Here is a 24,236-nt window from a genome sequence, read left to right on the forward strand (position 1 = left end):
CACCCGGACGCGCAGTCAACCCGCGGCTAAAAGCCGCGCATCGGCCGTGCGGACAAGTGAAACGCCCCCGGAATCGCTTTGCGAATCTCTGCGGGTCCCGCGGGCTTGTCGCGCTGACCGGGTCTGGCCTGGTCGCTGCGACGTGGATTAAGTTACGCGAGGTGAAACTGGGAGTCAAATCCGCTGCTAGAAGCGGTATCTCGGCCGGTTCAAGATCAACTTCCGCCGGCCCGGGCCCCCGGCAACACCACGGCTAGACCCGCCCTAGACCTTCTCCACCCCGGCCACGTTTCGCTTGCCGCGGCGCAGCACCAACCACCGACCGTGCAGGAAATCCTGCGCCTGCGGCGCCCATTCCTCGCTGTCGACGCGAACATTGTTCACCGACACGCCCCCCTCGCCGATGGTGCGACGGGCCGCGCCCCGGCTCGCCGAGAGCCCGGTGGAGACCAATAGATCGACGATCCCGTCGGGAGCTCCTGGCTCCAGCTGCGCCACCGACGTCTCCTGCAGGGCCGCGCCCAGGGTCGATTCGTCCAGCCGCGTCAGCTCACCGCGGCCGAACAACGCCTGACTGGCCAGCTCGACGGCCTCGGTGGCCGCCGCCCCGTGCACCAGGGTGGTGAACTCGCGCGCCAGCCGGCGCTGGGCCACCCGCTCGTGCGGGCGCTCGGACGTCGCCTGCTCCAGCTCCCCCAGCTCATCGGCGGACAAGAAGGTGAACCAGCGCAGGTAACGGATCACATCGGCGTCGGCGGTGTTGAAGAAGTACTGGTACCAGGCATACGGGCTGGTCATCTCCGGATCCAGCCACAGGCTGCCGCCGCCGGTGGACTTGCCGAACTTGCTGCCGTCGGCGGCGGTCACCAGCGGGACGGTCAGCGCGTGCACGGTGGCGCCGAGCTTCTGGCGCACCAGCCGGACGCCGGCGATGATGTTGCCCCACTGGTCGGAGCCGCCGATCTGCAGCGAGCAGCCGTACCGCTGGTGCAGCTGCACATAGTCATTGGCCTGCAGCAGCATGTAGCTGAACTCGGTGTAGGAGATGCCCTCCTCGAGGCGGCGCCGGATGGTGTCGCGGTCGAGCATCACGTTGACCGAGAAGTACTTGCCGACATCCCGCAGGAACTCCACCGCCGACAGCGGCGCGGTCCAGTCCAGGTTGTTCACCACCAACGCGCCGGTGGGGCTGTCGTCAAAATCGACGAACCGCTCCAGCTGCCCGCGGATCCGCTCGGACCACTCGGCCACGGTGTCAGCGGTGTTCAAGGTACGTTCGCCGCTCTCGCGGGGATCGCCGATCAGCCCGGTGGCCCCGCCGGCGAGCACGATGGGCCGGTGCCCGGCCCGCTGGAAGCGCCGCAACGCCAGCAACGGCACCAGGTTTCCGGCGTGCAGGCTGGGCGCGGTCGGGTCGAATCCGGCATAGACGGTGATCGGCCCCCGCGTCACCTCGGCGGTCAAGGCGTCCGGGTCGGTGGATTGGGCGATCAGCCCGCGCCAGCTCAGCTCGTCGAGAATCGTGGTCGGCATGGGGTCGATTTTCCCGGATCAGTCGCTGGCGCCGGGCGCCGGTGCCCGCGGGCTGCGTCGGTAGGCCGATACTTCGGGCCGGCCGGGCACCCAAAGCCGCCACGGCCGGTCGGCGGCCTGGCTGACCCCCACCCGCGGGCCGGCCTGCGCGGCCAGCGGCGCACCGAGCTGCAGGCGCACCGGGCTGCGCGCGTCGAACAGGTCGATCCCGTTGTCCTCCATGGTGATTCCCAGGGCAGCGCAGAGATTGCCTGGACCGCGGGCCAACCCGGTGCTGGGCACCGCTTCGCCGCGACGGGCTCGGGCCACCGCGGCTCCCGCATCGATGGCCGCGGCCCGCAGCAGCACCGCCGACGCCGTCCCGTCCGGGCCACAGGCCACGTTGGCGCAGACGTGCATGCCGTAGCTGCGGTAGGTGTAGAGGCGCCCGGGTGGGCCGAACATCACCGTGTTGCGCCCGGTGGGGCCGCGATAGGAATGCGCCGCCCGGTCCGGCCAGGGCCCATCCGGCACGCCGCCGTAGGCCTCCACTTCGACGATCGTCGCGCGCACCCCGCGAGCGTCAAGGGTGGCGCCGAGCAGCAGGCGGGCGGCCGCCAGCGGATCCACCGCAAGCCGGGCAGCACTCACGCCGGAGATTGTGCCGGACCCTTGACAGCGCGCCGCCACCGGCAGAGTATTCAACGCATGATGATTTCATCGCCTGATGAATTATCCGGGCGTGGCGCCGCCCCAGCCGTCGCCATCACGCATCTGCGGGTGGTGCGCGGCAAGCGACCGGTCCTGCACGATTTGTCGGTGCACATCGCCCGCGGCGCGATCACCGGCCTGCTCGGCCCGTCCGGCTGCGGCAAGACCACCTTGATGCGCTGCATCGTGGGCACCCAGGTCATCACCGGCGGGCAGGTCGAGGTGCTGGGTGGCCCGGCCGGCTCGCCGCCGCTGCGCCACCGGGTCGGCTACATGCCCCAGCAGCCGACGATCTACGACGACCTGCGGGTGATCGACAACGTGCGGTACTTCGCGGCGCTGGCCGGGGTCGACAGCCAGGCCGCTGACGAGGCGGTCGACGCGGTGGATCTGCAGCGGCACCGGGGCGACTACTGCGCAAACCTGTCCGGCGGCCAGCGTGCCCGGGTCTCACTGGCCTGCGCGCTGGTCGGCCGGCCCGAGCTGCTGGTGCTCGACGAACCGACGATCGGTTTGGACCCGGTGCTGCGCGCGGAGCTCTGGCACCAGTTTCAGACGCTGGCCCGGCGCGGCACCACGCTGCTGGTCTCCAGTCATGTGATGGACGAGGCCGACCACTGCGGCGATCTGCTGCTGATGCGCGAGGGCAGGCTGCTGGCGCGCACCTCACCGAGACGACTGCGAGAGGAGACCGGATGTACGTCAATGGAGGAAGCGTTCCTGTCCGTCATCCGGCGCACCACCGCGCCCCGAGCCGGCTGACCGGGCCACTGCAGCTGCGGCCGTTCCTGGCGACCACCCAGCGGATCCTGCGGCAACTGGCCGGTGATCACCGCAGCGTCGCGATGGTCCTGCTGCTGCCCAGCCTGGTCATCACGCTGATCTACTTCATGTTCTCGGGCGCCACGCCCCCGCCCGGCACGCCGTCGCCGTTCAATGTCGCCTGTCTGATCCTGCTGGGGCTGTTCCCGCTGTTTTTGATGTTCGTCATCACCGCGATCACGATGCAACGTGAACGCGCGTCGGGAACGCTGGAGCGCATCCTCACCACCCCGCTGCGGCGGCTCGATCTGCTGGCCGCCTACGGGACGGCGTTCTCGATCGCCGCGGCCGCCCAGGCCAGCCTGGCGTGCGTGGTCGCGTTCTGGCTCCTGGGTTTCCAGACCCTGGGCAGCCCGGCGTGGGTGTTTGTGATCGCGATCGTCAACGCGGTGCTGGGCGTCGGGTTGGGCCTGCTGTGCAGCGCCTTCGCCCGCACCGAATTCCAAGCGGTGCAGTTTATTCCGCTCGTTATGGTGCCGCAGCTGCTGCTGGCCGGGATCATCGTGCCGCGCGCGGCGATGCCCGAATGGCTGCAGTGGATCAGCAATGCGATGCCGGCCAGCTATGCCCTCGAAGCGCTGCAGCAGGTGGGTGTTCATCCGGAGCTGACCGGGGTCGCGGTGCGCGACATCGTCATCGTGCTGGCGTTCGCGGTCGCCGCATTGGGCCTGGCGGCGGTGACACTGCGACGACGCACGGCATGATGTCCACCGAGCCCACCAGCCGCCGGCCGGGCCGCCCCTCCGGTGCCTCCGACACCCGGGACCGGATTCTGGGTTCTGCGCGGGAACTATTCGCCCGCAACGGTTTCGGGAACACGTCGATCCGGGCGGTGGCCGCCGATGCTGGTGTCGACGCCGCACTGGTGCACCATTACTTCGGCACCAAACAGCAGCTGTTCGCCGCCGCCACCGAGCTGCCGGTCGACCCGATGGTGGTGCTGGGGCCGTTGCGGGAAACCCCCGTCGATCGGCTCGGCCACGTCTTGCCGGAGCTGCTGCTGCCGCTGTGGGATTCCCAGGCCGGGACCGGGCTGATCGCGGCGTTGCGCTCGCTGCTCACTGGAACCGAAGTGCCGCTGGCTCGTTCGTTCTTCCGCGACATCGTCGTCGCCGAGCTTGCCCAACGGGTCGACGACCCGGCAGGAACCGGCGTACTGCGCGCCGAATTCGCCGCGAGCCAACTGATGGGCGTCGTGGTCGTCCGCTACATCATCGGCCTGGAACCGCTGGCCTCGCTGCCGCACGAGCAGATCGTGGCGATGATCGCCCCGACCCTGCAGCGTTATCTCACCGGGGATCTGCCGCAGGCCCCTGGGCGATGAGGCGGGCATGCTCGTCGTCGTCGACCGCGTCGGCCTCGTCGACCAGCAGCACCGGAATGCCGTCCTCGATCCGGTAGGCGCGGCGCAGGCGCGGGTTATAGAGCGCGCTGGCACCGGAACGCTGCACCAGCTGCAGTGGACCGCGGTCGGCGGGGCAGACCAGGATGGCGAGCAGCTCGGCGTCGATCACTGCTGGCCCCCGGCCAGTTCGGCGCGCACCGCGGCGGTCAACCGCTTGAACTGCTGGGTGCCGGCATCGAAGTACCAGGCGTGGCGCCCCGCCTTGGGCAGCCCCTTCTCGCGCAGCTCACCCAGCGTCGGACGGTAGACCGCGCTCAGCGGCAGATCCGGTACGACATGGATGACGTCGGGTCCGGCGCCGACGGGCATCTCGGCCACCGCCTCGCTGAGGTCCGCGGCGGTGATGGTCGCCCCCGGCCGTACCGTCATCGCCGACACGACAAGGTCGGGAGCACCCGGCGAACCGGCCGGCACCCGATAGGTCACCGCCAGATCGATGCCGTTGACGGCGCCGAGCGCGTCGGTGATCACCACCGGGTAGGCCGTCCCTCGGGGGGTGTGGATGCTCGAGCCGCGCCCACCGGCCAGCCAGTAGTCGCCGTCGGCGTCCCGCCGGAACAGGTATTCGGTGGAGATCCAGGTGTCGGCCGGGGCGAACACCCCGCGCTTGACCGAGGCGGACGGGTCGATCGGGCCGCGCGGCTTGGCCAACAGCACCCCGACCTCATCGGTCTCGGCGACGCGCACAAAGCCGCGGTCGCCCTCCAGGATCAGGTCGTGTTCGGGGTCGTAGGCGGCCAATTCCACCTCCACCGCGCCGGGCAGCGGGCGGCCCTTGCTGCCGACCTTGGCGCCGGAGACGTTGGCCAGCACGGCCTGACCGTCGGTGGTCGCGAAGAACTCGACGACATGGGCCGGCGCGAACGCCTCGGTGACCCGATGCCACAGGCCGACCGGCATACCGGAACCGATGAACAACCGCACCGGGTGGTTGCCCTGCAGCACGAAATTCGGGTCGTCGATGACCTCGCGCAGCATCGCCCAGGTGTAGGACACCACGCTGACACCGTACTGGCGCACCTCGGCGACGAACCGGTCCGGGTTCAACCCGCGGGACAGCGCGATGCGCGCCCCACCCACCACCGCACCGCCCAGGCTGACCAGCAGACCGGACTCGTGGTGCAGCGGCGTCAGGCAGTACAGCGTGTCGTTGGCTCCCAGCGCTGCTGTCGACGCGGTGCCGAATGCCGAGAGCGCCCAGCGGTAGTTGGTGATCTGCTTGGCCACCAGCTCGCCGGCCACGGTGCCGAAGGCGACGAACGCCAGGTCGCGGGCGAAGCCGGGGTTGGGCCGGTACCAGCCGGGCAGCTCCACGGCGTCGGGGTCGATCTGTTCCATGTCGACGACGTCGACGTCGGCGGGCAGATCCAGGTCGCGGGCCTCACCACCGCCGAGCACCAGTAGCTGGCAATCCAGTTCGCGGGCCGCCGCCAACGCCAGGTCGAGATTGCCCGGGTCGGTGATGATTTCGGAGGTGCCGCCCAGGCGTGCGGCCGCGGCCAGATCCCCGTCCGGGGGCATCAGCACGGCGACCGCACCCAGTCGCGACAATGCCGCGATCGCCACCATGGCGCTGGGCCGGGTGTCCATCAGCACGCCGACGTGCACGCCTTGGCGCACGCCGACGTCGATCAGCCCGCGGACGACGTTGTCGATCCGTTTGTTGACCGCCTCGTAGGTGTGCACCCGCCCGTCGAACAGCAGGAATTCGCCGTTCGGGGAGTCGGCTGCCTGTTCATCGATGATGCGGCCCAAGGAGATTCGGGTGTGGTCGTTGATCTGCCCCAATCGGGCCAGCCGGGGCAGGGTGCGGGCGGTCTCGACCGCCATGGTGCGCATCGACTTCTGCGCCGCCACCACGGCATCTGCGGCACCCCGCGCCAACGTGAGCGCCACACCGGAGGCCTCCCCCAGCCCGTGCGCGATGCGCGAGGTCATCGCGACACCGCCCTTGGTGTGTTCGGAGGTCTGATCGGCCATCAGCGCCACGCCGGCCGGTTGTGGCCCCTGCCCCTCCTGCCACAGCACCCAGTCGGCGACCGTCGGCCACGTCAGTTCGGCGGCCTTGGATCCCACCACCAGACCGAAATGCCCGGCCCGCAAGAGGTATTCGAACACCTTCGCGTTGGGGGCGGCGCGGCGGATACCGCGGACTGCGGCCGGCTGGCCGATATCGTCGACCTCGCCGACAAAGGCCAGCACCGGGCAGGTGATGTCGGTCAGGGTGACCAGTTGCCCGTTGATCGCGAAGCCACCGGTCATCATCCGGTTGTGCGCGATGAACTGCTTGAGCAGTTCGGAGATCGCTGGGCCCGACCAGGCGATCCAGCCCTCCGACTCCAGGAACCGCCGCTGCGCCTCGCGCGGCAGCAGGGCCTCCCGGTCGTGCAGCTGGCGCAGGAAGTCCATCCGGGCTTTGGCGGTCTTGAGCGGGTCCATCATCTGGAAGCCGAGGCGCGCCTGCCATCCCGAGATGTCCAGCCGGTTGAAGACGTGGTCGGCCATGAAGGACGCCACACCGGAGGCGATGTTGGGGGGCACGCCCATCGGCAGCGCGGCCAGCGTGTCGACCGGGGAGCCGAACGCGATGATGCTGGCGATGCTCTTCGAATGCCGGTAGGCCCCGGCCTGATAGGCGAACATGCCGCCCTGGGAGTAGCCGGCCAGGTGCACGTCACGTCCGGTCGTCTCGGCGACGGTGTCGATCGCCTGGCTCAGGCCGACGATATGGTCGGCCAGATTGCGGCGCATGCCGCCCTCGACCTCATCAGGTGAGCCGAAGTCGATCACCCAGGGATCCACTCCGGCCGCATGCAGGATGCCGACCGCGCCGTCCTCGCGGGTGACGTCCCACATGTTCGCCGACATCATCATCGGATGCACCAGCAGCACCGGCGCGCCGGGCTGGGGCTGGCCGGGACGATTGTCGGGAGGAAAGTAGCGCCGCAGCTTGTACATCGGTGTGCTCTCGACGATCTGGAACGGCGAGGGGACGGTGCCGGTCTCCAGGCCGCCCCAGCGCAGCACCTCCAGACCGTTCTGCGCGGTGGCCATCAGCCACTCGACCGGCCGGGTGATGGCCGACAGATTCAGATCCACGCTGCTCCCCTACGTCGCGCCCGATCGTCAATGACGTGCACATTCTGGCACATCAGCAACGTCCGTCCGGACCGTTCAACCGCGGCCAGTAGCCTTTGCGCAGTGGCACACCTGCTCGGAGCTGAGGCCCTTCACCTGCAGTACCCCACCGGTGTGGTGCTCGACTCAGTCACCCTGGGGGTGAATGACGGCGCCCGCATCGGCATCGTGGGCCGCAACGGGGACGGCAAATCCTCGCTGCTGCGGCTGCTTGCCGGTGCTATGACACCGGATTCCGGCCGGGTCACTCGCCGCACCGGTCTGCAGGTCGGTTTGCTGGACCAGGCCGACACCCTCGACCCGGACCGCACTCTCGGGGTGACGTTGGTCGGCGAGCAGGCCGATCACGAGTGGGCGTCGAACCCGCGGATTCGTGACGTGGTCGATGGACTGGTCTCCGACATCGCGTGGGACGCGCCTGTTGCCGGGCTCTCCGGCGGGCAGCGTCGCCGGGTCCAGCTGGCCGCGCTGCTGGTCGGCGAATGGGACGTGATCGCCCTGGACGAGCCGACCAACCACCTCGACGTGGAGGGGATCACCTGGCTGGCGGGCCATCTGCAGCAGCGCTGGGCGCGCAACACCGGTGGCCTGCTGGTGGTCACCCACGACCGCTGGTTTCTCGACGAGGTGGCCACCACCACGTGGGAGGTGCACGACCGCATCGTGGAGCCGTTTCAGGGCGGCTACGCAGCCTACGTGCTGCAGCGAGTGGAGCGCGACCGGATGGCCGCGGCCAGTGAAGCCAAGCGGCAGAACATATTACGCAAGGAGCTGGCCTGGCTGCGCCGTGGCGCACCGGCCCGCACCTCCAAGCCGAAGTTCCGCATCGAGGCGGCCAACGCGCTGATCGCCGACGTGCCGCCCCTGCGCAACGAGGTCGAGCTGGTGAAGCTGGCGACGGCCAGGTTGGGCAAGGACGTCATCGACCTGCTCGACGTCTCGGTCTCCTTCGATGGCCGCGACGTGCTGCGCGACATCGAGTGGCGGATCGGCCCGGGTGAGCGCACCGGGATCGTCGGCGCCAACGGCGCGGGGAAGTCCACGCTGCTCGGGTTGATCGCCGGGACGGTGGCGCCGGACAGCGGGCGGGTCAAGCGCGGCAAGACCGTGCGGCTGGGCATGCTCGATCAGCAGTCCGCGGAGTTGGGGCCCCTCGCCGGAGATCGGGTGGCCGACGTGCTGGGCCGGCTGCGCAACGACTATCAGGTCGACGGCCGCGAGATGACCCCGGCTCAGCTGCTGGAGCGGCTCGGGTTCGGGCGCGCGCAGCTGTCGGCTCGGGTGGGTGAGCTCTCCGGGGGTCAGCGCCGCCGGCTGCAGTTGATGCTCACGCTGCTGGCCGAGCCGAACGTGCTGGTGCTCGACGAGCCGACCAACGACGTCGACACCGACATGCTGACTGCCACCGAGGACCTGCTGGACTCCTGGCCGGGCACGTTGATCGTCGTCTCTCATGACCGGTATCTGCTGGAGCGGGTCACCGATCAGCAGTACGCGATTCTGGACGGCCGGCTGCGGCATCTGCCCGGCGGTGTCGACGAATACCTGCGGCTGGCCGCTGAGGCGCGCCGGGCACCGGCGCCGCGGCCGGCCGCTGGCTCCGAGCCGGCTGGTTCGCAGGCGCTGTCGGGCGCGGAATTGCGTGCCGCGCAGAAGGATCTGGCCGCCGTGGAGCGCCGGCTGGCGCGGCTGGCCGAACAGATCGAGGCCAAGCACCACGAGCTCGCCGCTTTCGACCAGTCCGATCACGTGGGCCTGGCGACGCTCACGCGGGAGCTGCGCGCGTTGGAGGACGAGGTGTCCTCTCAGGAGGGCCGCTGGCTGGAGCTCTCGGAGATCATCGAATAGCACTGGCGTCACGCGGGTCTCATTAGCACCCTGGCGGGACCATGTGGGTGTTGCCGAATCGGATAGCGCCCGCGCTATCGCGCGGCACGCCGCGCTACCGTGATAGCGCCGGCGCTATCGTTTTCCGATCTTGCACTACCCTGCGGTGACGGTGCCAATGTGGCACGCGTGACCACGGTCTGGTCAGCGCCGCTCGAAGTGCTGGTAGTCCACCGGCGACGTCCACTCCCCGCCCCAGCGCCAGCCGGCGTCGGTGAATGCGCGCACCGCCGGGTCGCCGGGGTGCAGCAGGCCCGGCTCGATCCGGTGGCGGTCCAGATAGACGCCCGCGTTCGTCGGTTCGAACCCACCGCGGTCGACCGACGGGTTCAGCAGCGGGTTGATGTCGATGGCGCGGCCGTAGGCGTGCTGCGCCCAGTTACCGGAACCGGGGATGCGCCGGCAGTTGAACGCCGACGTGTTGTTGTCCTCCATCGACAGTTCGTCGTCGCCGCCGCGGTAGTGGTTGACCGTCCGCATCTTCTCGATCGGGAAGTCCAGCCGGTACAGCCGCTCGAAGATCGCGATGACCTGGCGAACCAGTTCCTGGTGCACGATCAGCTCGCCACGGTGCGGTCGGGCGTCGAAGCCGAGGTGGGTCACGGTGACGCGCCGCAGTTGCGCGGGGTCGACCGGGCAGCCGGGGTGCCAGGTGGCGCCGAGGTCGGCGGCCGTGACGGCGCTGACAGTGGCGGCCGCCGGTCGAGGGTCGGTGGACGGCGCGGCCGGCGGGGGCGCGCCGGTGCATTGCGGCAACAGCCCGCACACCGCGACCGCCCACAACAGGCGGATGCTTAGCCGTCGAGCCACTGCCGCTGCCGCGCAGCGCGTTCGGCGAGGCCAGCCAGCTGATCGGCGACCCGTGCCGGTGCCGTGCCCCCGCGGGCGTCGCGGGAGGCCACCGACCCCTCGACGGTGAGCACCTCGCGCACCTGCGGGGTCAGGTCGGCGCTGATGTCGGCCAGCTCGGCGTCGGTGAGCTCGTCGAGGCCGACGCCGCGCTGCTCGGCGGCCCGCACCGCCGCACCCGCCGCTTCGTGGGCAACCCGGAACGGAACGCCTTGCCGCACCAGCCATTCGGCGATGTCGGTGGCCAGCGTGTAGCCGGCCGGTGCCAGCGCGGCCATCCGCTCGGTGTCGAAACGCAGGGTACCGACCAGCCCGGCCATCGCCGGCAGCAGCAGTTCCAGTTGAGCCGCCGAATCGAACACCGGCTCCTTGTCCTCTTGCAGGTCCCGGTTGTAGGCCAGCGGCTGGGCTTTCAGCGTCGCCAGCAGGCCGGTCAGGTTGCCGATCAGCCGGCCGGACTTGCCGCGGGCCAGTTCGGCGATGTCCGGGTTCTTCTTCTGCGGCATGATCGAACTACCGGTCGACCAGGAGTCGTGCAGCACGGCGTAGCCGAACTCCGTTGAGCTCCACAAGATGATGTCTTCGGCCAGCCGGGACAGGTCGACAGCGATCATCGCGAACACGAATGCCGCCTCGGCGGCGAAATCGCGGGCGGCGGTGGCGTCGATCGAGTTGTCCGCGGCCGCGGTGAAGCCGAGTTCGGCTGCGATCGCATCCGGGTTCAGACCCAGCGACGAGCCGGCCAGCGCCCCCGAGCCGTACGGCGACACCGCGGCGCGAGCATCGAAGTCGATGATGCGGTCCACATCGCGCAGCAGCGGGTGAGCGTGGGCCAGCAGGTGGTGCGCCAGCAGCACCGGCTGAGCGGACTGCAGGTGCGTCTTGCCGGGCATGATGGCGCCGGGGTGCGCAGCCGCCTGGTGAGCCAGCGCGTCGACCACGTCGAGTACGCCGGCCGCCACGCGCCGGACCGCGTCGCGCAGCCACATTCGAAACAGCGTGGCCACCTGGTCGTTTCGCGACCGTCCGGCCCGCAGCCTGCCGCCCAGGTCGGCGCCGACCCGGTCGATCAGGCCGCGTTCCAGGGCACCGTGCACGTCCTCGTCGGTGACCAGCGGCCCGAAGCTGCCGTCGGCGACGTCGGCGCCGAGGCTGTCCAGGCCGGCCAGCAGGCCGTCGCGCTGTTCATCGGTGAGCAGCCCGGCATCGTGGAGCACCTTCGCGTGCGCCTTGGAAGCGGCGACGTCGTAGGGGGCCAGCACCCAGTCGAAGTGGGTGGATTTGCTCAGCGCGGCCAGTGCGTCGGACGGGCCTTCGGCGAACCGCCCACCCCAGAGTGATCCTTCGTTGGTGCTCATGCGCTACCGGCCTGTGCCGACTCGGAATTCCACGACGCGGTATCGGCGTGTTGCGTCGCCAGATTCCGACTCGCGGTGGTGGAGGGTGAGCTCACGAGCCCAGGTCCCGGCGGGCGGAGATCTTCGAACTCAACCCGTGGATCTCGACGAAGCCGCGGGCGGCGCTCTGGTCGAAGGTGTCGCCCTCGTCGTAGGTGGCCAGGTTGAAGTCGTAGAGCGACTCCGCGCTGCGGCGGCCGTTCACCGCGATGTGCCCGCCGTGCAGCACCAGCCGCACCTCACCGGACACGTGCTGCTGGGTGTGCGCCACAAACGACTCCAGGGCCGACTTCAGCGGCGAGTACCACAGCCCGTCGTACACCAGCTCGGCCCACTTCTGATCGGTGTGCCGCTTGAACCGGCCCAGCTCACGCTCCAAGGTGACGTGCTCGAGTTCGGTGTGCGCGGTGATCAGCACCATCGCACCGGGTGCCTCGTAGATCTCGCGGCTCTTGATGCCCACCAGCCGGTCCTCGACCACGTCGAGCCGTCCCACGCCCTGGGCGCCGGCCCGCCGGTTGAGCTCCACGATGGCCTCCAGCACGCTGACTTTGCGGCCGTCGATCGAGACCGGGACCCCACGCTCGAAACCGATGATCACCTCGTCGGGGGTGTTCCAGTTGACCGTCGGGTCCTCGGTGTAGTCGTAGACGTCTTTGGTCGGCGCATTCCACAGGTGCTCCAGGAACCCGGTCTCCACCGCCCGGCCCCACACGTTCTGGTCGATGGAGAACGGCGAGCGCTTGGTGACGTTGATCGGGATGTCGTTCTCCTCGGCGAACGCGATCGCCTTCTCCCGGGTCCAGGCGTAGTCGCGAACCGGGGCCAGCACCTTGAGATCCGGTGCCAGCGAGGCGAATCCGACCTCGAAGCGAACCTGGTCATTGCCCTTGCCGGTGCAGCCATGCGCGACGGTGCCGCCGCCGTGTTCCCGGGCCGCGGCCACCAGGTGCTTGACGATCAGCGGCCGGCTGATCGCCGACACCAGCGGGTAGCGGTCCATGTAGAGCGCATTGGACTGAATGGTGGGCAGGCAGTAGCCCTCGGCGAACTCGTCGCGGGCGTCGACCACGACAGCCTCGACGGCCCCGCAGTCCAGGGCCCGCTGCCGCACCACCTCCATGTCCTCGCCGCCCTGGCCGAGGTCGATGGCGACGGCGACGACTTCGCGCCCGGTTTCCTTGCCGATCCAGCTGATCGCCACCGAGGTGTCCAGGCCACCGGAATACGCCAGGATGACGCGTTCGGACATCGAGTTCTCCTTGCTCTGTCTTTCTAAGTGCTACTGGTCTTACTGCAGGTCTTTGAGGGTGGCGGCGAGCTCTGCGCCGGTCATCGGCTCGCGCGCTGCCACGAAGATGGTGTCATCCCCGGCGATGGTGCCGACGACGTACGGTAGCGCGGCCCGATCGATCGCGCTGGCCAGGTAGTCCGCCGCGCCGGGCGGGGTGCGCAACACGGCGAGGTTGCCGGTGGCGTCGGTGGAGACCAGCAGCTCCCCCAGCAGCCGGGACAGCCGGTCGGTGCCGCCGGACACCCCGCGCACCGGGCTGCCGTCCTCGGGCACCACGTAAACCCCGGCGCCCCCGTCGACGCCGCGCAGCTTCACCGCGCCGAGTTCCTCGAGGTCGCGCGACAGCGTGGCCTGGGTGACCTCGATACCGTCGGCGGCGAGCAGCGCGGCGAGCTCGGTCTGGCTGCGCACCGACTCCGAGGACAGCACCTCGACGATGCGGGCCTGTCGGCCTACCCGGGTGACGGGGCTCTCCGGTCGGCTCATCGTGATCGTTCCAGCAACCACACCAACAGCGCCTTTTGGGCGTGCAACCGGTTCTCCGCCTCGTCCCACACTGCGCTGCGCGGCCCGTCGATCACCGCGTCGGTGATCTCGTCGCCGCGATGCGCCGGAAGGCAGTGCAGCACAGTGACTTCCGAGTCCGCGAGCGCGACGAGTTCGTCGTTGATCTGATAGGGCCGAAACGGTGCGACGCGGTCCAGCCCGTCGTCCTCCTGGCCCATCGAGGTCCAGGTGTCGGTGACCAGCACATCGGCGCCACCCGCCGCCTTGGCCGCATCGGTGGTGACGGTGACCGAGGCGCCGGTCTCGGCGGCGCGCGCTTCGGCGGCGGCGACGACGGCCGGGTCGGGGGTGAATCCGTCCGGTGCGGCGACGGTGACGTGCACCCCGGCGGTGACGCCGCCGAGCATCAGAGAGTGCGCCATGTTGTTGGCGCCGTCACCGAGGTAGGTCAGCTTCAGGCCGTTGAGGGCGCCTTTGCGTTCGGCGATGGTCTGCAGGTCGGCCAGCACCTGGCAGGGGTGGAACGCGTCGGAGAGCGCGTTGACGATAGGAACGCCTGCCGTGCTGGCCATCGCAGCCAGCCGATCCTGGCCGAAGGTGCGCCACACGATCGCCTCGACGTAGCGTGACAGCACCCGCCCGGTGTCCTCCAGCGTTTCGTCGCGGCCCAGCTGGGTGGAGCGGCCGTCGACGACGACGGCGTGCCCGCCCAGTTGGGCAATGCCGACCTCGAAGGAGAACCGGGTGCGGGTGGAGTTCTTGTCGAAGATCACCGCGACCCCGCGCGGACCCTCCAACGGTCGGCGACTGAACGGAGCTGCCTTCAACTCTGCTGCTAGAGCAAGGATTTCGGCCTGCTCGGCCGGGGTGACGTCGTCGTCGCGCAGGAAATGACGGATCATTTCGCGGCCTCCTGTGCGGTGTCCAGCACGCCGGGCAGGGCGGTGAGGAAACCGTCGATCTGCTCTTCGGTGATGATCAGCGGCGGGGCCAGCCGCACCACGTCGGGTGCGGCGGCGTTGACCAGAAATCCGGCGTCGCGGGCGGCGGCTTCAATGGCTTTGGCGCTCGGCGCCGTCAGCACCACGCCCTGCAGCAGGCCCTTGCCACGCACGTGGTCGACCAGCGGATGGTGCAGTTCCTCGATGCCGTGGCTCAGGGTCTTGCCGAGCATCCCCGCCCGGGCGATCAGGTCGCCGTCGGCGAGCGCCTTGAGCACTCCCAAGGCGGCCGCGGTGCAGACCGGGTTGCCACCGAACGTGCTGCCGTGGCTGCCCGGGGTCAGCAGGTCACCGGCCGCCCCGACGGCCACACAGGCCCCGATCGGCAGGCCACCGCCGAGCCCCTTGGCCAGGGTGACGATGTCCGGGGTGATGCCGTCATGCTGGTGGGCGTAGAACGCCCCGGTGCGCCCGACGCCGGTCTGCACCTCGTCGAACACCAGCAGTGCCCCGTGGGCGGCGGTGATCCCCCGCGCCTCGGCCAGGTAGCCGGCGGGCGGCACGACGACGCCGCCCTCCCCCATGATCGGTTCCAGGAAGACCGCGGCGGTAGCCGAATCCACTGCGTCGGCAAGCGCTTTGGTGTCCCCGTAGGGCACATGGGTGATCTCGCCCGGCAGCGGCTCGAACGGCGCCCGCTTGTCGGGCTGGCCGGTCAACGCCAGCGAGCCCATGGTGCGGCCGTGGAACCCGCCTTGGGCGGCAACGATCTTCGCCTTCCCGGTGAGCCGGGTGATCTTGAAGGCCGCCTCGTTGGCCTCGGCTCCGGAGTTGCAGAAGAAGACCCGTGCCGGGGCGCCCAGATGGTCCACCAGAGCCTCGGCCAGCGCGATGCCCGGCTCGGTGGCATAAAGATTCGAGGTGTGCCCCAGGGTGTTCAGCTGGGCGGTGACGGCCTCGATCACCGCCGGGTGCCGGTGGCCGAGCACGTTGACCGCGATGCCGCCGAGCAGATCGAGGTAGCTCTTGCCGGATTCGTCGGTGACCACCGCACCCTCGCCGCTGACCAGCGCCAGCGGCGGCGTGCCGTAGTTGTTCGTCATCACCGCAGACCAGCGGTCTTGCAGGCTCATGGGTTTACCACCTTGGTTCCGGTGCCGGCGTGGGTGAACAACTCGACTAGCACGCAGTGTTCGACCCGGCCGTCGATGATGTGGGCACTGGGCACCCCGCCGCGGACGGCGCGCAGGCAGGCTTCGACTTTGGGAATCATCCCGGATTCCAGTTTGGGCAGCAGCTGCTCCAATGTCGTGGTGTCGATCTCACTGATCAGCGAATCGGTGTCGGGCCAATCGGTGTAGAGGCCCTCGACGTCGGTGAGCATCAGCAGCTTCTCGGCCTGCAGCGCTTCGGCGAGCGCCGCCGCGGCGGTGTCGGCGTTGATGTTGTGCACCACACCGTCAGCGTCCGGGGCCAGCGTGGAGACCACCGGAATCCGGCCCGCGGCAATCAGATCCAATACCGCAGCGGTGTTGACCTCATCGACGTCGCCGACCAGCCCGATATCGGTGGCGACCCCGTCGACGGTGACGCTGCGCCGCACCGCGGTGAACAGCGCGGCGTCCTCGCCGGTGATGCCGACCGCATACGGTCCGTGCGCGTTGATCAGCCCGACGAGTTCACGGCCCACCTGGCCGAACAGCACCATGCGCGCCACGTCGAGCACTTCCGGTGTGGTGACCCGGAATCCGCCCTTGAAGTCGCCGTCGATGCCGAGCCGGGAGAGCATGGCGCTGATCTGCGGCCCGCCGCCGTGCACCACCACCGGCTGGATGCCGCAGTTGAGCAGGAACGCCATGTCGGCGGCGAACGCGTGCTTGAGGACGTCGTCGGTCATCGCGTTGCCGCCGTATTTGACGACGACGATCTTGCCGTGCAGCTGCTTGAGCCAGGGCAGTGCTTCGGCCAGCACCTGGGCCTTGTCGTGTGTGGTGAGTTCGGTCATGAGCTGTACGCGGAGTTCTCTTCGACGTAGGCGTGGGACAGGTCGGTGGTGCGCACGGTGGCGCACCCGGTGCCCTGGTTCAGTTCGACGGTGACTTCCACGTCGGGGCCGGACAGGTCGACTTCGCGCGCGCCCGGCATCGGCATGCCCTCACTGAACACCGGGGAGCCGTTGAAGGACACCGTGATCCGGTCCGGGTCGATCACAAACGGCACCATCCCCACCGCGGCCAGCACCCGGCCCCAGTTGGGGTCGGAACCGAACAGCGCGGTCTTGACCAGACTGTCGCGGGCGATGCACCGGGCGGCAACCAGCGCCTCGTCGTCACCACCGGCGCCGGTAACGGTGATCGCCACCCGCTTGGTGACGCCTTCGGCGTCGGCCTGCAGTTGGGCGCACAGGTCGTCGCAGGCGGCCAGCACCGCGGCGTCGAGATCGTCCTGGCTGGGTGTGATCTCGCTGGCGCCCGACGACAGCAACAACACCGTGTCGTTGGTGGAGCAGCTGCCGTCGATGTCGAGCCGGTCGAAGGTCAACGCGGCGGCCCGGCGCAGCGCCGCATCGAGCGCCGGCGCATCAGCCTTGGCGTCGGTGGTCAGTACCACCAGCATGGTGGCCAGCGACGGTGCCAGCATGCCGGCGCCTTTCGCCATCCCGCCCAGCGTCCAGTTGTCCTTGTGGTGCAACGCAACCTGCTTGGGCACCGTGTCGGTCGTCATGATCGCGCGGGCTGCTTCGTCGCCGCCGACCAGTCCCCCGGCCATCTCCTGCACCACCTCGGTGACGCCGGCCAGCAGCTTGTCCATCGGCAGCCGGTCACCGATCAGGCCGGTGGAGCAGACCGCGACCTCCGCAGCTCCCGTTTCGGTGCCCCAGTGCGATAGCGCCGCGGCGACGGCTTCAGCGGTGGCGTGGGTGTCCTGGAAGCCTCCCGGGCCGGTGCAGGCGTTGGCGCCGCCGGAGTTGAGGATCACCGCCCGCAGCCGGCCGCCTTTGAGCACCTGTTGGCTCCACTGGACCGGCGCCGCCTTGACCTGGTTGTTGGTGAAGACCCCGGCGGCGGTGTAGTCCGGGCCCTCGTTGAAAACCAGCGCCAGGTCCGGCGCCCCGGACGCCTTGATGCCGGCCGCGATTCCAGCCGCGCGGAAGCCTTCCGGCGCGGTGACACCCTGTTCGCGCAGCAGCCGCGTGTCGCTCATGGCGCCACCCCCACGACCGAAAGACCTTCGGATTCCGGCCAGCCCAGGGCCAGGTTCATCGCCTGCACCGCGGCGCCGCCGGTGCCCTTGACCAGGTTGTCGATCGCAGAAATCGCAATGAATGTCGAGGCGTGCTCGTCCACGGCGATCGCCAGGTGTGCGGCGTTGCTGCCGATCACCGACCCGGTTTTGGGCAGCTGGCCCTCGGGGAGCAGGTGCACGAACGGTTCGGCCTGGTAGGCCTTTTCGTAGGCGGCGCGCAGTTTCGGCAGTGGCGTGGTGGTTTTGGCCGTGCAGGTGGCCAGGATCCCCCGCGATGCCGGGATCAGCACCGGGACGAAGGACACCGTGACGTCGCGGTGGGTGACCGCCCGCAGGCCTTGACCGATCTCCGGGGTGTGCCGGTGGGCGCCGCCGATGTTGTACGCGCGCGCCGAGCCGATCACTTCCGAGCCGAGCAGGTCAACCTTGGCGGCCTTGCCGGCGCCGGAGGTGCCGCTGACCGCGACCACGGTGACGTCCGGTTCCACCAGGCCGGCGGCCACGGCCGGGAACAGGGCCAGCAGCGCCGCGGTCGGGTAGCAGCCCGGCACCGCGATGCGCCGGGCGTCCTTGAGCTGATCGCGTACCCCGGGCAGTTCGGGCAGGCCGTAGGGCCAGGTGCCGGCGTGCGCGGAGCCGTAGAAGCGTTCCCAGTCGGTCGGGTCGCCCAGCCGGAAGTCCGCACCGCAGTCGATCACCAGGGTGTCGTCGTCGAGCTGTTCGGCCAGCACGGCCGAATGTCCGTGCGGCAGGCCGAGAAACACGACGTCGTGGCCGGTCAGGACGTCGACCTCGGTCGGTTGCAGCACCCGGCTGGCCAACGGCATCAGGTTGGGGTGCTGCTCGCCGATGGTGCTGCCGGCGTTGCCGGCGGCGGTCAGCGCCCCGATGCTGAGCCGGCCGTCGGCATAGGCGGGATGTCCCAGCAGCAGCCGCAGGATCTCACCGCCGGCGTACCCGCTGGCACCGGCCACCGCCACCTTGATCTCTTTGGTCACCGCGCGATTCTGCATGATTATGCGCGTATATGCAAATTCATTAAACCATGTGCGCCAGCGGACGACGGAGCGCCTCGAAGAGCCGTCGTTGTGCAGAGCCCACGGTAGCCGCCTCGGCCGCGAGATCGGCGACGAGATCCCCAATACCGGCCGATCCGCGGATCGTCGTCGGCGCCCGCGTTGCCGATGAGGGCGCGCCGAAACCCGGGGGTGTCCAGCACCAGCGGCATGGCCATGGCACAGGCTTCGGCGACACCGATGACAAGACCGCGGCGATCGCTGATCGATGCGGCGCCGGGCCCACCATCGAGGGTCCGGTTTCGGCGCTGCTCCTGCTGGCAACCGGACGCGAATCGGCTGCCCTGCATTATCTCAGTGGCGATGGCGCGGGTTGCTGCGGAACGGCTGACTTCTGCCGGCGGCTAGCTGCCCTGCCCGGCATCGCGGTAGCCCTCAAGGAGCCGCAACCACACTTCGCTGATGGTCGGGAAACACGGCACGGCATGCCAGAGCCGGCTGATGGGCACCCGGCCGACCACGGCAATGGTGGCCGAGTGCAGCAGTTCGGCAACCCCGGGCCCGACGAATGTGACGCCGAGCAAGTATTCGCCGTCGGCGTCGACCACCATCCGCGCCCGACCGGTGTAGCAGTCGGCGTGCAGCTTGGCGCCCATCACCGCCTCGCCGATCTCCACGTCCACCACCTGCACCCGGTGGCCGGCCTGCTGCGCCTGCTCGGCGGTGAGGCCGACCGCGGCGGCTTCGGGGTCGGTGAAGAACACCTGCGGGACCGCGTGGTGGTCGGCGGTGGCGGCATGCGCGCCCCATGCCGCGGTGTCCAATGGCTTTCCGGCCGCCCGGGCGCCGATCGCGTCGCCGGCGATACGTGCCTGGTACTTGCCTTCGTGGGTCAGCAGCGCCCGGTGATTGGCGTCGCCGCACGCGTACAGCCACCCGTCGTCCACCGCTTTCACCCGGCAGGTGTCATCGACGTCCAGCCAGTCACCGGGGGTCAGTGCGACGGTGTCCAGTCCGATGTCGTCGGTCAGCGGCGCCCGGCCCGTCGCGAACAGGATCTCGTCGACTTCGAGCTCTCTGCCGTCGGTCAAGTCGAGCCGCACCGGGCCCGCGGGGTCGGCGCGATGCAGTTTGGCGACCGAAACACCGGTGCGCACATCGACACCCGCGTCGGCGAGCCCGCGGGCGACGTATTCGCCGACGAAGGGTTCCATCCGCGGCAGCAGCCCGGACCCACGCACCAGCAGCGTCACCGCGGCGCCCAAACCCTGCCAGGCGGTGGCCATTTCGGCGCCCACTCCCCCGCCGCCGACGACAGCGAGCCGGCCCGGTACCGAACTGGAGTCCGTGGCTTCACGATTGGTCCACGGTCGCGCGTCGGTCATGCCGGGAATATCCGGAAGCGCTGGTCGGGTGCCGGTGCAGATCACGACGGCATGCCGAGCGGTGAGCGTCGTGACGTCGCCGCCGGGTGCGCTGACAGCCACCCGCCGTGGCCCGTCCAGTCGCGCATGGCCCCGCACCAGCGTCGCGCCGATTCCGTTGAGCCAGTCCGCCTGGCCGGTGTCGTCCCAGTCCCCCACATAGCGATTACGGCGGACGAAGACCTCGGTGGTATCGATCGAGGAGCTGACGGCCTGTCGTGCGCCGGCGACGCGGCGGGCATCGCTGAGCGCGAGCACCGGCCGCAGCAGGGCCTTGCTGGGCACGCACGCCCAGTAGGAACATTCACCGCCGACGCGCTCACGTTCGACGACCGCTACCGTCAATCCGGCGGCTCGGGCACGGTCGGCGACGTTCTCACCGACGGGTCCGGCCCCGAGCACAACCACATCGTAGGTTTCGGATTCGTGCATCGAGTCGACCCCCTCGAGGTTCCCGCTTGGTGGCGGTTGGCGCCTCTCAGCATGCCGGAGCACCGGGGTTCGCGATAGCCTCGCGCACGGTGGGACCTAGCGCAGGGCCGCACCGACGCGCTCGGCCGCGCAGGCCACCGCCGCGTCACGCGCCGCGCTGGCCTCGTCCTCGGTCAGGGTGCGATCCGGGGCCCGGAAGCGCAGCGCGAACGCCAGCGATTTGCGGCCCTCCCCAACCTGCGGGCCGGTGTAGACGTCGAACAGGGCGATGTGCTCCAGCAGCTCGCCGGCCCCGTCACGCACCGCATCGGCCACCGACTGGGCGGTCACCTTCTCGTCGACCACCAGCGCGACGTCCTGGAAGACCGCGGGGAATGGTGACACCCGCGGCGCCGGCAGCGACGCAGCGATCGGGATGGCATCCAGGTTCAGCTCGACTGCGCAGGTGCCCTTGGGCAGGCCGGCGCGTTCGATGACGGCCGGATGCAGCTGCCCGGCGTGGCCGATCAGCGTCTCGCCGACCAGCACCTCGGCGCAGCGGCCCGGGTGCCACGGCAGGTACGCCGCGGCGCGCAGCGTGACCTCGACACCGCTGGCGCGGGCGATGATCCGAGCGGCTTCGATGGCGTCGGCGGCCTCGACGGGCCGGCCCGGTCCCCAGGGGCCGCGGGGTTCGATTAGCCCGGTCAGCCCCACCGCAATGTGCTGCGGTTGGTGCGGCAGGGCGCCGTCGATTCCGGCGATCTCGGCGTCGGTGGGCCGACGATCCACCGGGACGGCCGGCAGGGCGGAGTCGCCCCGCGCCGGCTGCACCACCTGAGCGATCGAGAACAGGGCGACATCGCTGATGCCGCGCGAAACGTTGCGCACCAACGCTTCCAGCAGCCCGGGCAGCAGTGTGCTGGCCAGCTGCGGCCGGTCGGCCTCCAGCGGGTTGAGCACCGACACCGTGGCGCGGCGCGGGTCATCGTCGGTGAGCCCCCAGGCGTCGAAGACACCGGCGGGCAAAAACGGTGTGGTGAGCACCTCGACGTAGCCGGCCAGCGCCAGCGACTTGCCGATCGCGCGGCGGCGCCGCTGGGCATCGGTCAGGCCGCGGCCGGCCGGCGCCGTCGGCAGCACCGACGGGATGGATTCCAGCCCTTCCAGGCGCAGCACCTCCTCGACCAGGTCGGCTGGCTGGCGCAGGTCGGGGCGCCAACTCGGCGGGGTGACGGTCAAGACATCGGAACCCATTACCGCGCAACCGATCTGGGTCAGTCTCCGGGCGGTGGTGCCCTCGGGGTAGCCCACCCCGGCGGTGCGATCGGGCAGGTCGGCCGGGATCTCGATCGCCGGCTGCGACCAATCCTGGACCGGGGGGTCACCGCGCCAATCGGTCAGGGTGGGTTCGACGACTCCCCCGGCGATCTCGGCCAGCAGCGCCGCGCAACGGTCCAGCACCGCCACCGAGATGGCCGGGTCAACCGAGCGCTCGTAGCGTCGCGCCGCCTCGCTGGGTAGGTGCAGGCGCCGGGCGGTCCGCGACACCGCCGCGGGGTCCCAGATCGCGGCCTCGAGCAGCACGTCGGTGGAGTCGTCGCGCATTTCGGTGCTGCCCGAGCCCATCACGCCACCGATCGCGGCGGTCGCCGCGTCGTCGACGATCAGCACGTCGGCGGGATCCAGCTTGCGTTCGATGTCATCGAGGGTGGTGACGGTCTCGCCGGGCCGGGCGAAGCGCACGTCGAACCCGCCGATGATCCGCGCCCGGTCGTGGGCGTGCATCGGGTGGCCGAGTTCGAGCATCACGTAGTTGGTGGCGTCGACGGCCGGAGAGATCGCCCGGATGCCGCAGAGCAGCAGGCGACGCTGCAGCCACCACGGCGACACCGCCGCCGGGTCGATGCCGGTGACGCCGCGCAGCGCGAACCGGCGCACCCCGGTGCCCGGCTGCACACTCAGCGGCCACGCCTGGCCCTCGTTGGGCAGTGCGGGCACGACCTCGCGCGAGGCCGGGTCACGGAAGTCCAGATCCAGGGCACACGCCAGGTCCCGGGCCAGCCCCCGCACCGACATGCAGTAACCGCGGTCGGGGGTGATCGCCAGCTCGTAGACCACGTCGTCGAGGCCGAGCACCTCGGTGGCGTCGGCGCCCGGCTCCGCGGTGCCGGGCGGCAGCACCAGGATGCCGGAAGAGTCTGCGGCAACCCGCAATTCGGCTGTCGAGCAGATCATTCCGTCGGAAGTGCGGCCGTAGGTCTTGCGGGTGGCGATGGCGAAGTCGCCGGGTAGCACCGCGCCGGGAAGTGCCACCACCACCAGATCGCCCACCACGAAATTGGTGGCGCCGCACACGATCTCGCGTGGCTCGACTTCGCCGACGTCGACGAGGCAGGCCCGGATCGGCTTCTTGAACTCGGTGAGTTCCTCGATCTCGGCGACCCGGCCCACTTTCAGCGGCCCGGTGACCGGCCCCAGGGTGTGCACCGCCTCGACCTCGTGGCCGACCCGCAACAGCGCCTGCTCCAGCGCGTCGGCGGAGAAGTCGAAGCCCGGCGCGCCCGCGGTCAGGGCCTCCCGCAACCAGCTGTAGGGAATGCGCATCAGGCACCCACCCCGAACGGCAGGGAGAACCGCACATCGCCCTCGACCATGTCACGCATGTCGGGAATTCCGTTGCGGAACTGCAGGGTTCGCTCCAGCCCCATGCCGAATGCGAAACCGGAGTACTCATCCGGGTCGACGCCGACGGCGCGCAGCACATTCGGGTGCACCATCCCGCAGCCGCCCCACTCGACCCAGCCGGCGCCGCCCTTGCGGCCTTCGAACCAGATGTCGACCTCGGCGGAGGGTTCGGTGAACGGGAAGAAATGCGGTCGGATGCGGGTCTTAGCGGCCGGCCCGAACTCGGATCGGGCGAAGGCGTCCAGGGTGCCGCGCAGGTGCGCCATGGTCAGCCCGCGATCCACTGCCAGCCCCTCGACCTGGTGGAACACCGGCGTGTGGGTGGCGTCGAGTTCGTCGGTGCGGAACGTGCGCCCGATCGAGACGACATAGACCGGCAGATCGCGGGCCAGTAGGGCACGGATCTGCACCGGAGAGGTGTGGGTGCGCAGCAGTTGGCGTGAGCCGGCCGGGGCGATGTGGAAGGTGTCCTGGTCGCTGCGCGCCGGGTGGTCGACGGGGAAGTTCAGCGCATCGAAGTTGAAGTGCTCGGCTTCGACCTCGGGGCCCTCGACCACCTCCCAGCCCATCGCCACGAAGGTGTCGGCGACGTGTTCGGCCAGCATGGTGATGGGGTGCCGCGCGCCGGCGGGCCGGCGCGCCGAGGGCAGCGTGACGTCGATGCTTTCGGCGGCCAGCACGGCGGCGTCGCGTTCGGCGCGCAGGGCCGCCAGCCGCTCGTCGTAGGCGCGTTGGGCTTGCGCGCGCGCGGCGTTGACGCGCTTGCCGGCGTCGGCGCGGTCGGCTTTGTCCAGTCTGGCCAGGGCCTGGCGGGCCAAAGCCAGCGGCGCCTTGTCACCGAGGTGCTCGGTCTTGGCGTGCGCCAGCGCGTCGAGATCGGCGGCGGCGTCAAAGGCCCGCTGCGCTGCGTCCAGCGCCGAATTCAGGGTCGCGTCGGAGACGACGGACGGGTCAACGGGTTGATCGCCCACGCGGCGCGACTCTCCTT

The 24,236-nt window shown here is 70.0% G+C and carries 20 protein-coding genes; 4 read left to right on the top strand and 16 right to left on the bottom strand.

All coding sequences use genetic code 11. The annotated features are described in order from the left end of the window. Window positions 1-264 precede the first annotated feature (264 nt). Together tyrS and AC5Y4Q_RS19190 are read right to left on the bottom strand one after the other, a co-directional pair. Window positions 265-1,533, bottom strand: a complete 1,269-nt coding sequence (gene tyrS, locus AC5Y4Q_RS19185) for a tyrosine--tRNA ligase (RefSeq protein WP_064922628.1) — start codon at window positions 1,531-1,533, stop codon at window positions 265-267. Window positions 1,534-1,551: 18 nt separating this feature from the next. Further along, complete coding sequence (locus AC5Y4Q_RS19190; RefSeq protein ID WP_064922629.1) at window positions 1,552-2,163, bottom strand: DNA-3-methyladenine glycosylase; 612 nt, start codon at window positions 2,161-2,163, stop codon at window positions 1,552-1,554. Window positions 2,164-2,220: 57 nt separating this feature from the next. Between AC5Y4Q_RS19190 and AC5Y4Q_RS19195 the strand changes: the two genes are divergently transcribed. From AC5Y4Q_RS19195 to AC5Y4Q_RS19205, 3 genes are read left to right on the top strand one after another with little or no spacing between them, the layout of a single operon-like run. Next, window positions 2,221-2,985, top strand: coding sequence for an ABC transporter ATP-binding protein (locus AC5Y4Q_RS19195; RefSeq protein ID WP_064922630.1), 765 nt, complete (start codon window positions 2,221-2,223; stop codon window positions 2,983-2,985). Next, window positions 2,919-3,749, top strand: a complete 831-nt coding sequence (locus AC5Y4Q_RS19200) for an ABC transporter permease (RefSeq protein ID WP_064922631.1) — start codon at window positions 2,919-2,921, stop codon at window positions 3,747-3,749. Before AC5Y4Q_RS19195 ends, AC5Y4Q_RS19200 begins: the two co-directional genes overlap by 67 nt. After that, complete coding sequence (locus AC5Y4Q_RS19205) at window positions 3,746-4,369, top strand: TetR/AcrR family transcriptional regulator (RefSeq protein ID WP_064922632.1); 624 nt, start codon at window positions 3,746-3,748, stop codon at window positions 4,367-4,369. Before AC5Y4Q_RS19200 ends, AC5Y4Q_RS19205 begins: the two co-directional genes overlap by 4 nt. Here the strand turns inward: AC5Y4Q_RS19205 and AC5Y4Q_RS19210 are convergent. Together AC5Y4Q_RS19210 and AC5Y4Q_RS19215 are read right to left on the bottom strand one after the other, a co-directional pair. After that, complete coding sequence (locus AC5Y4Q_RS19210) at window positions 4,335-4,559, bottom strand: Trm112 family protein (protein WP_064922633.1); 225 nt, start codon at window positions 4,557-4,559, stop codon at window positions 4,335-4,337. The genes AC5Y4Q_RS19205 and AC5Y4Q_RS19210 overlap by 35 nt on opposite strands. Further along, on the bottom strand, window positions 4,556-7,504 hold the full coding sequence (locus AC5Y4Q_RS19215) for an acyl-CoA synthetase (protein WP_234786514.1): 2,949 nt from the start codon (window positions 7,502-7,504) through the stop codon (window positions 4,556-4,558). The genes AC5Y4Q_RS19210 and AC5Y4Q_RS19215 overlap by 4 nt, the downstream gene beginning before the upstream one ends. Window positions 7,505-7,651: 147 nt before the next feature. On the opposite strand from AC5Y4Q_RS19215, the gene AC5Y4Q_RS19220 reads away from it, so the two are divergent. Then, on the top strand, window positions 7,652-9,436 hold the full coding sequence (locus AC5Y4Q_RS19220) for an ABC-F family ATP-binding cassette domain-containing protein (protein ID WP_064922635.1): 1,785 nt from the start codon (window positions 7,652-7,654) through the stop codon (window positions 9,434-9,436). Window positions 9,437-9,619: 183 nt separating this feature from the next. Here the strand turns inward: AC5Y4Q_RS19220 and AC5Y4Q_RS19225 are convergent, their stop codons facing one another. The 12 genes from AC5Y4Q_RS19225 to pheS all read right to left on the bottom strand — a co-directional run bounded on the left by AC5Y4Q_RS19225 (window position 9,620) and on the right by pheS (window position 24,219). After that, entirely contained in the window at window positions 9,620-10,285 is a 666-nt protein-coding gene (locus AC5Y4Q_RS19225; RefSeq protein ID WP_064922636.1) for a M15 family metallopeptidase, read from the bottom strand. Then, on the bottom strand, window positions 10,270-11,682 hold the full coding sequence (gene argH / locus AC5Y4Q_RS19230; protein WP_064922637.1) for an argininosuccinate lyase: 1,413 nt from the start codon (window positions 11,680-11,682) through the stop codon (window positions 10,270-10,272). The genes AC5Y4Q_RS19225 and argH overlap by 16 nt, the downstream gene beginning before the upstream one ends. Window positions 11,683-11,773: 91 nt before the next feature. Next, entirely contained in the window at window positions 11,774-12,973 is a 1,200-nt protein-coding gene (locus tag AC5Y4Q_RS19235; RefSeq protein WP_064922638.1) for an argininosuccinate synthase, read from the bottom strand. Between the two features lie 39 nt (window positions 12,974-13,012). Beyond that, complete coding sequence (locus tag AC5Y4Q_RS19240) at window positions 13,013-13,501, bottom strand: arginine repressor (RefSeq protein ID WP_064922639.1); 489 nt, start codon at window positions 13,499-13,501, stop codon at window positions 13,013-13,015. Further along, entirely contained in the window at window positions 13,498-14,424 is a 927-nt protein-coding gene (argF, locus tag AC5Y4Q_RS19245) for an ornithine carbamoyltransferase (protein ID WP_064922640.1), read from the bottom strand. The genes AC5Y4Q_RS19240 and argF overlap by 4 nt, the downstream gene beginning before the upstream one ends. After that, window positions 14,421-15,596, bottom strand: a complete 1,176-nt coding sequence (locus tag AC5Y4Q_RS19250) for an acetylornithine transaminase (RefSeq protein ID WP_064922641.1) — start codon at window positions 15,594-15,596, stop codon at window positions 14,421-14,423. The genes argF and AC5Y4Q_RS19250 overlap by 4 nt, the downstream gene beginning before the upstream one ends. Further along, window positions 15,593-16,468, bottom strand: a complete 876-nt coding sequence (gene argB / locus AC5Y4Q_RS19255) for an acetylglutamate kinase (RefSeq protein WP_064922642.1) — start codon at window positions 16,466-16,468, stop codon at window positions 15,593-15,595. The genes AC5Y4Q_RS19250 and argB overlap by 4 nt, the downstream gene beginning before the upstream one ends. Next, window positions 16,465-17,667: a bifunctional glutamate N-acetyltransferase/amino-acid acetyltransferase ArgJ gene (argJ, locus tag AC5Y4Q_RS19260; RefSeq protein WP_064922643.1), complete on the bottom strand. Its 1,203-nt coding sequence runs from the start codon at window positions 17,665-17,667 to the stop codon at window positions 16,465-16,467. Before argJ ends, argB begins: the two co-directional genes overlap by 4 nt. Continuing rightward, entirely contained in the window at window positions 17,664-18,722 is a 1,059-nt protein-coding gene (gene argC / locus AC5Y4Q_RS19265) for an N-acetyl-gamma-glutamyl-phosphate reductase (protein ID WP_064922644.1), read from the bottom strand. Before argC ends, argJ begins: the two co-directional genes overlap by 4 nt. 407 nt (window positions 18,723-19,129) lie before the next feature. Continuing rightward, window positions 19,130-20,581, bottom strand: coding sequence for a dihydrolipoyl dehydrogenase family protein (locus AC5Y4Q_RS19270; protein ID WP_064922645.1), 1,452 nt, complete (start codon window positions 20,579-20,581; stop codon window positions 19,130-19,132). 96 nt (window positions 20,582-20,677) lie between these two features. Beyond that, complete coding sequence (pheT, locus tag AC5Y4Q_RS19275; protein ID WP_064922646.1) at window positions 20,678-23,167, bottom strand: phenylalanine--tRNA ligase subunit beta; 2,490 nt, start codon at window positions 23,165-23,167, stop codon at window positions 20,678-20,680. Continuing rightward, entirely contained in the window at window positions 23,167-24,219 is a 1,053-nt protein-coding gene (pheS, locus tag AC5Y4Q_RS19280) for a phenylalanine--tRNA ligase subunit alpha (RefSeq protein WP_064922647.1), read from the bottom strand. Before pheS ends, pheT begins: the two co-directional genes overlap by 1 nt. Window positions 24,220-24,236: the final 17 nt, after the last annotated feature.

This window comes from Mycobacterium sp. NGS16 (assembly GCF_059813225.1).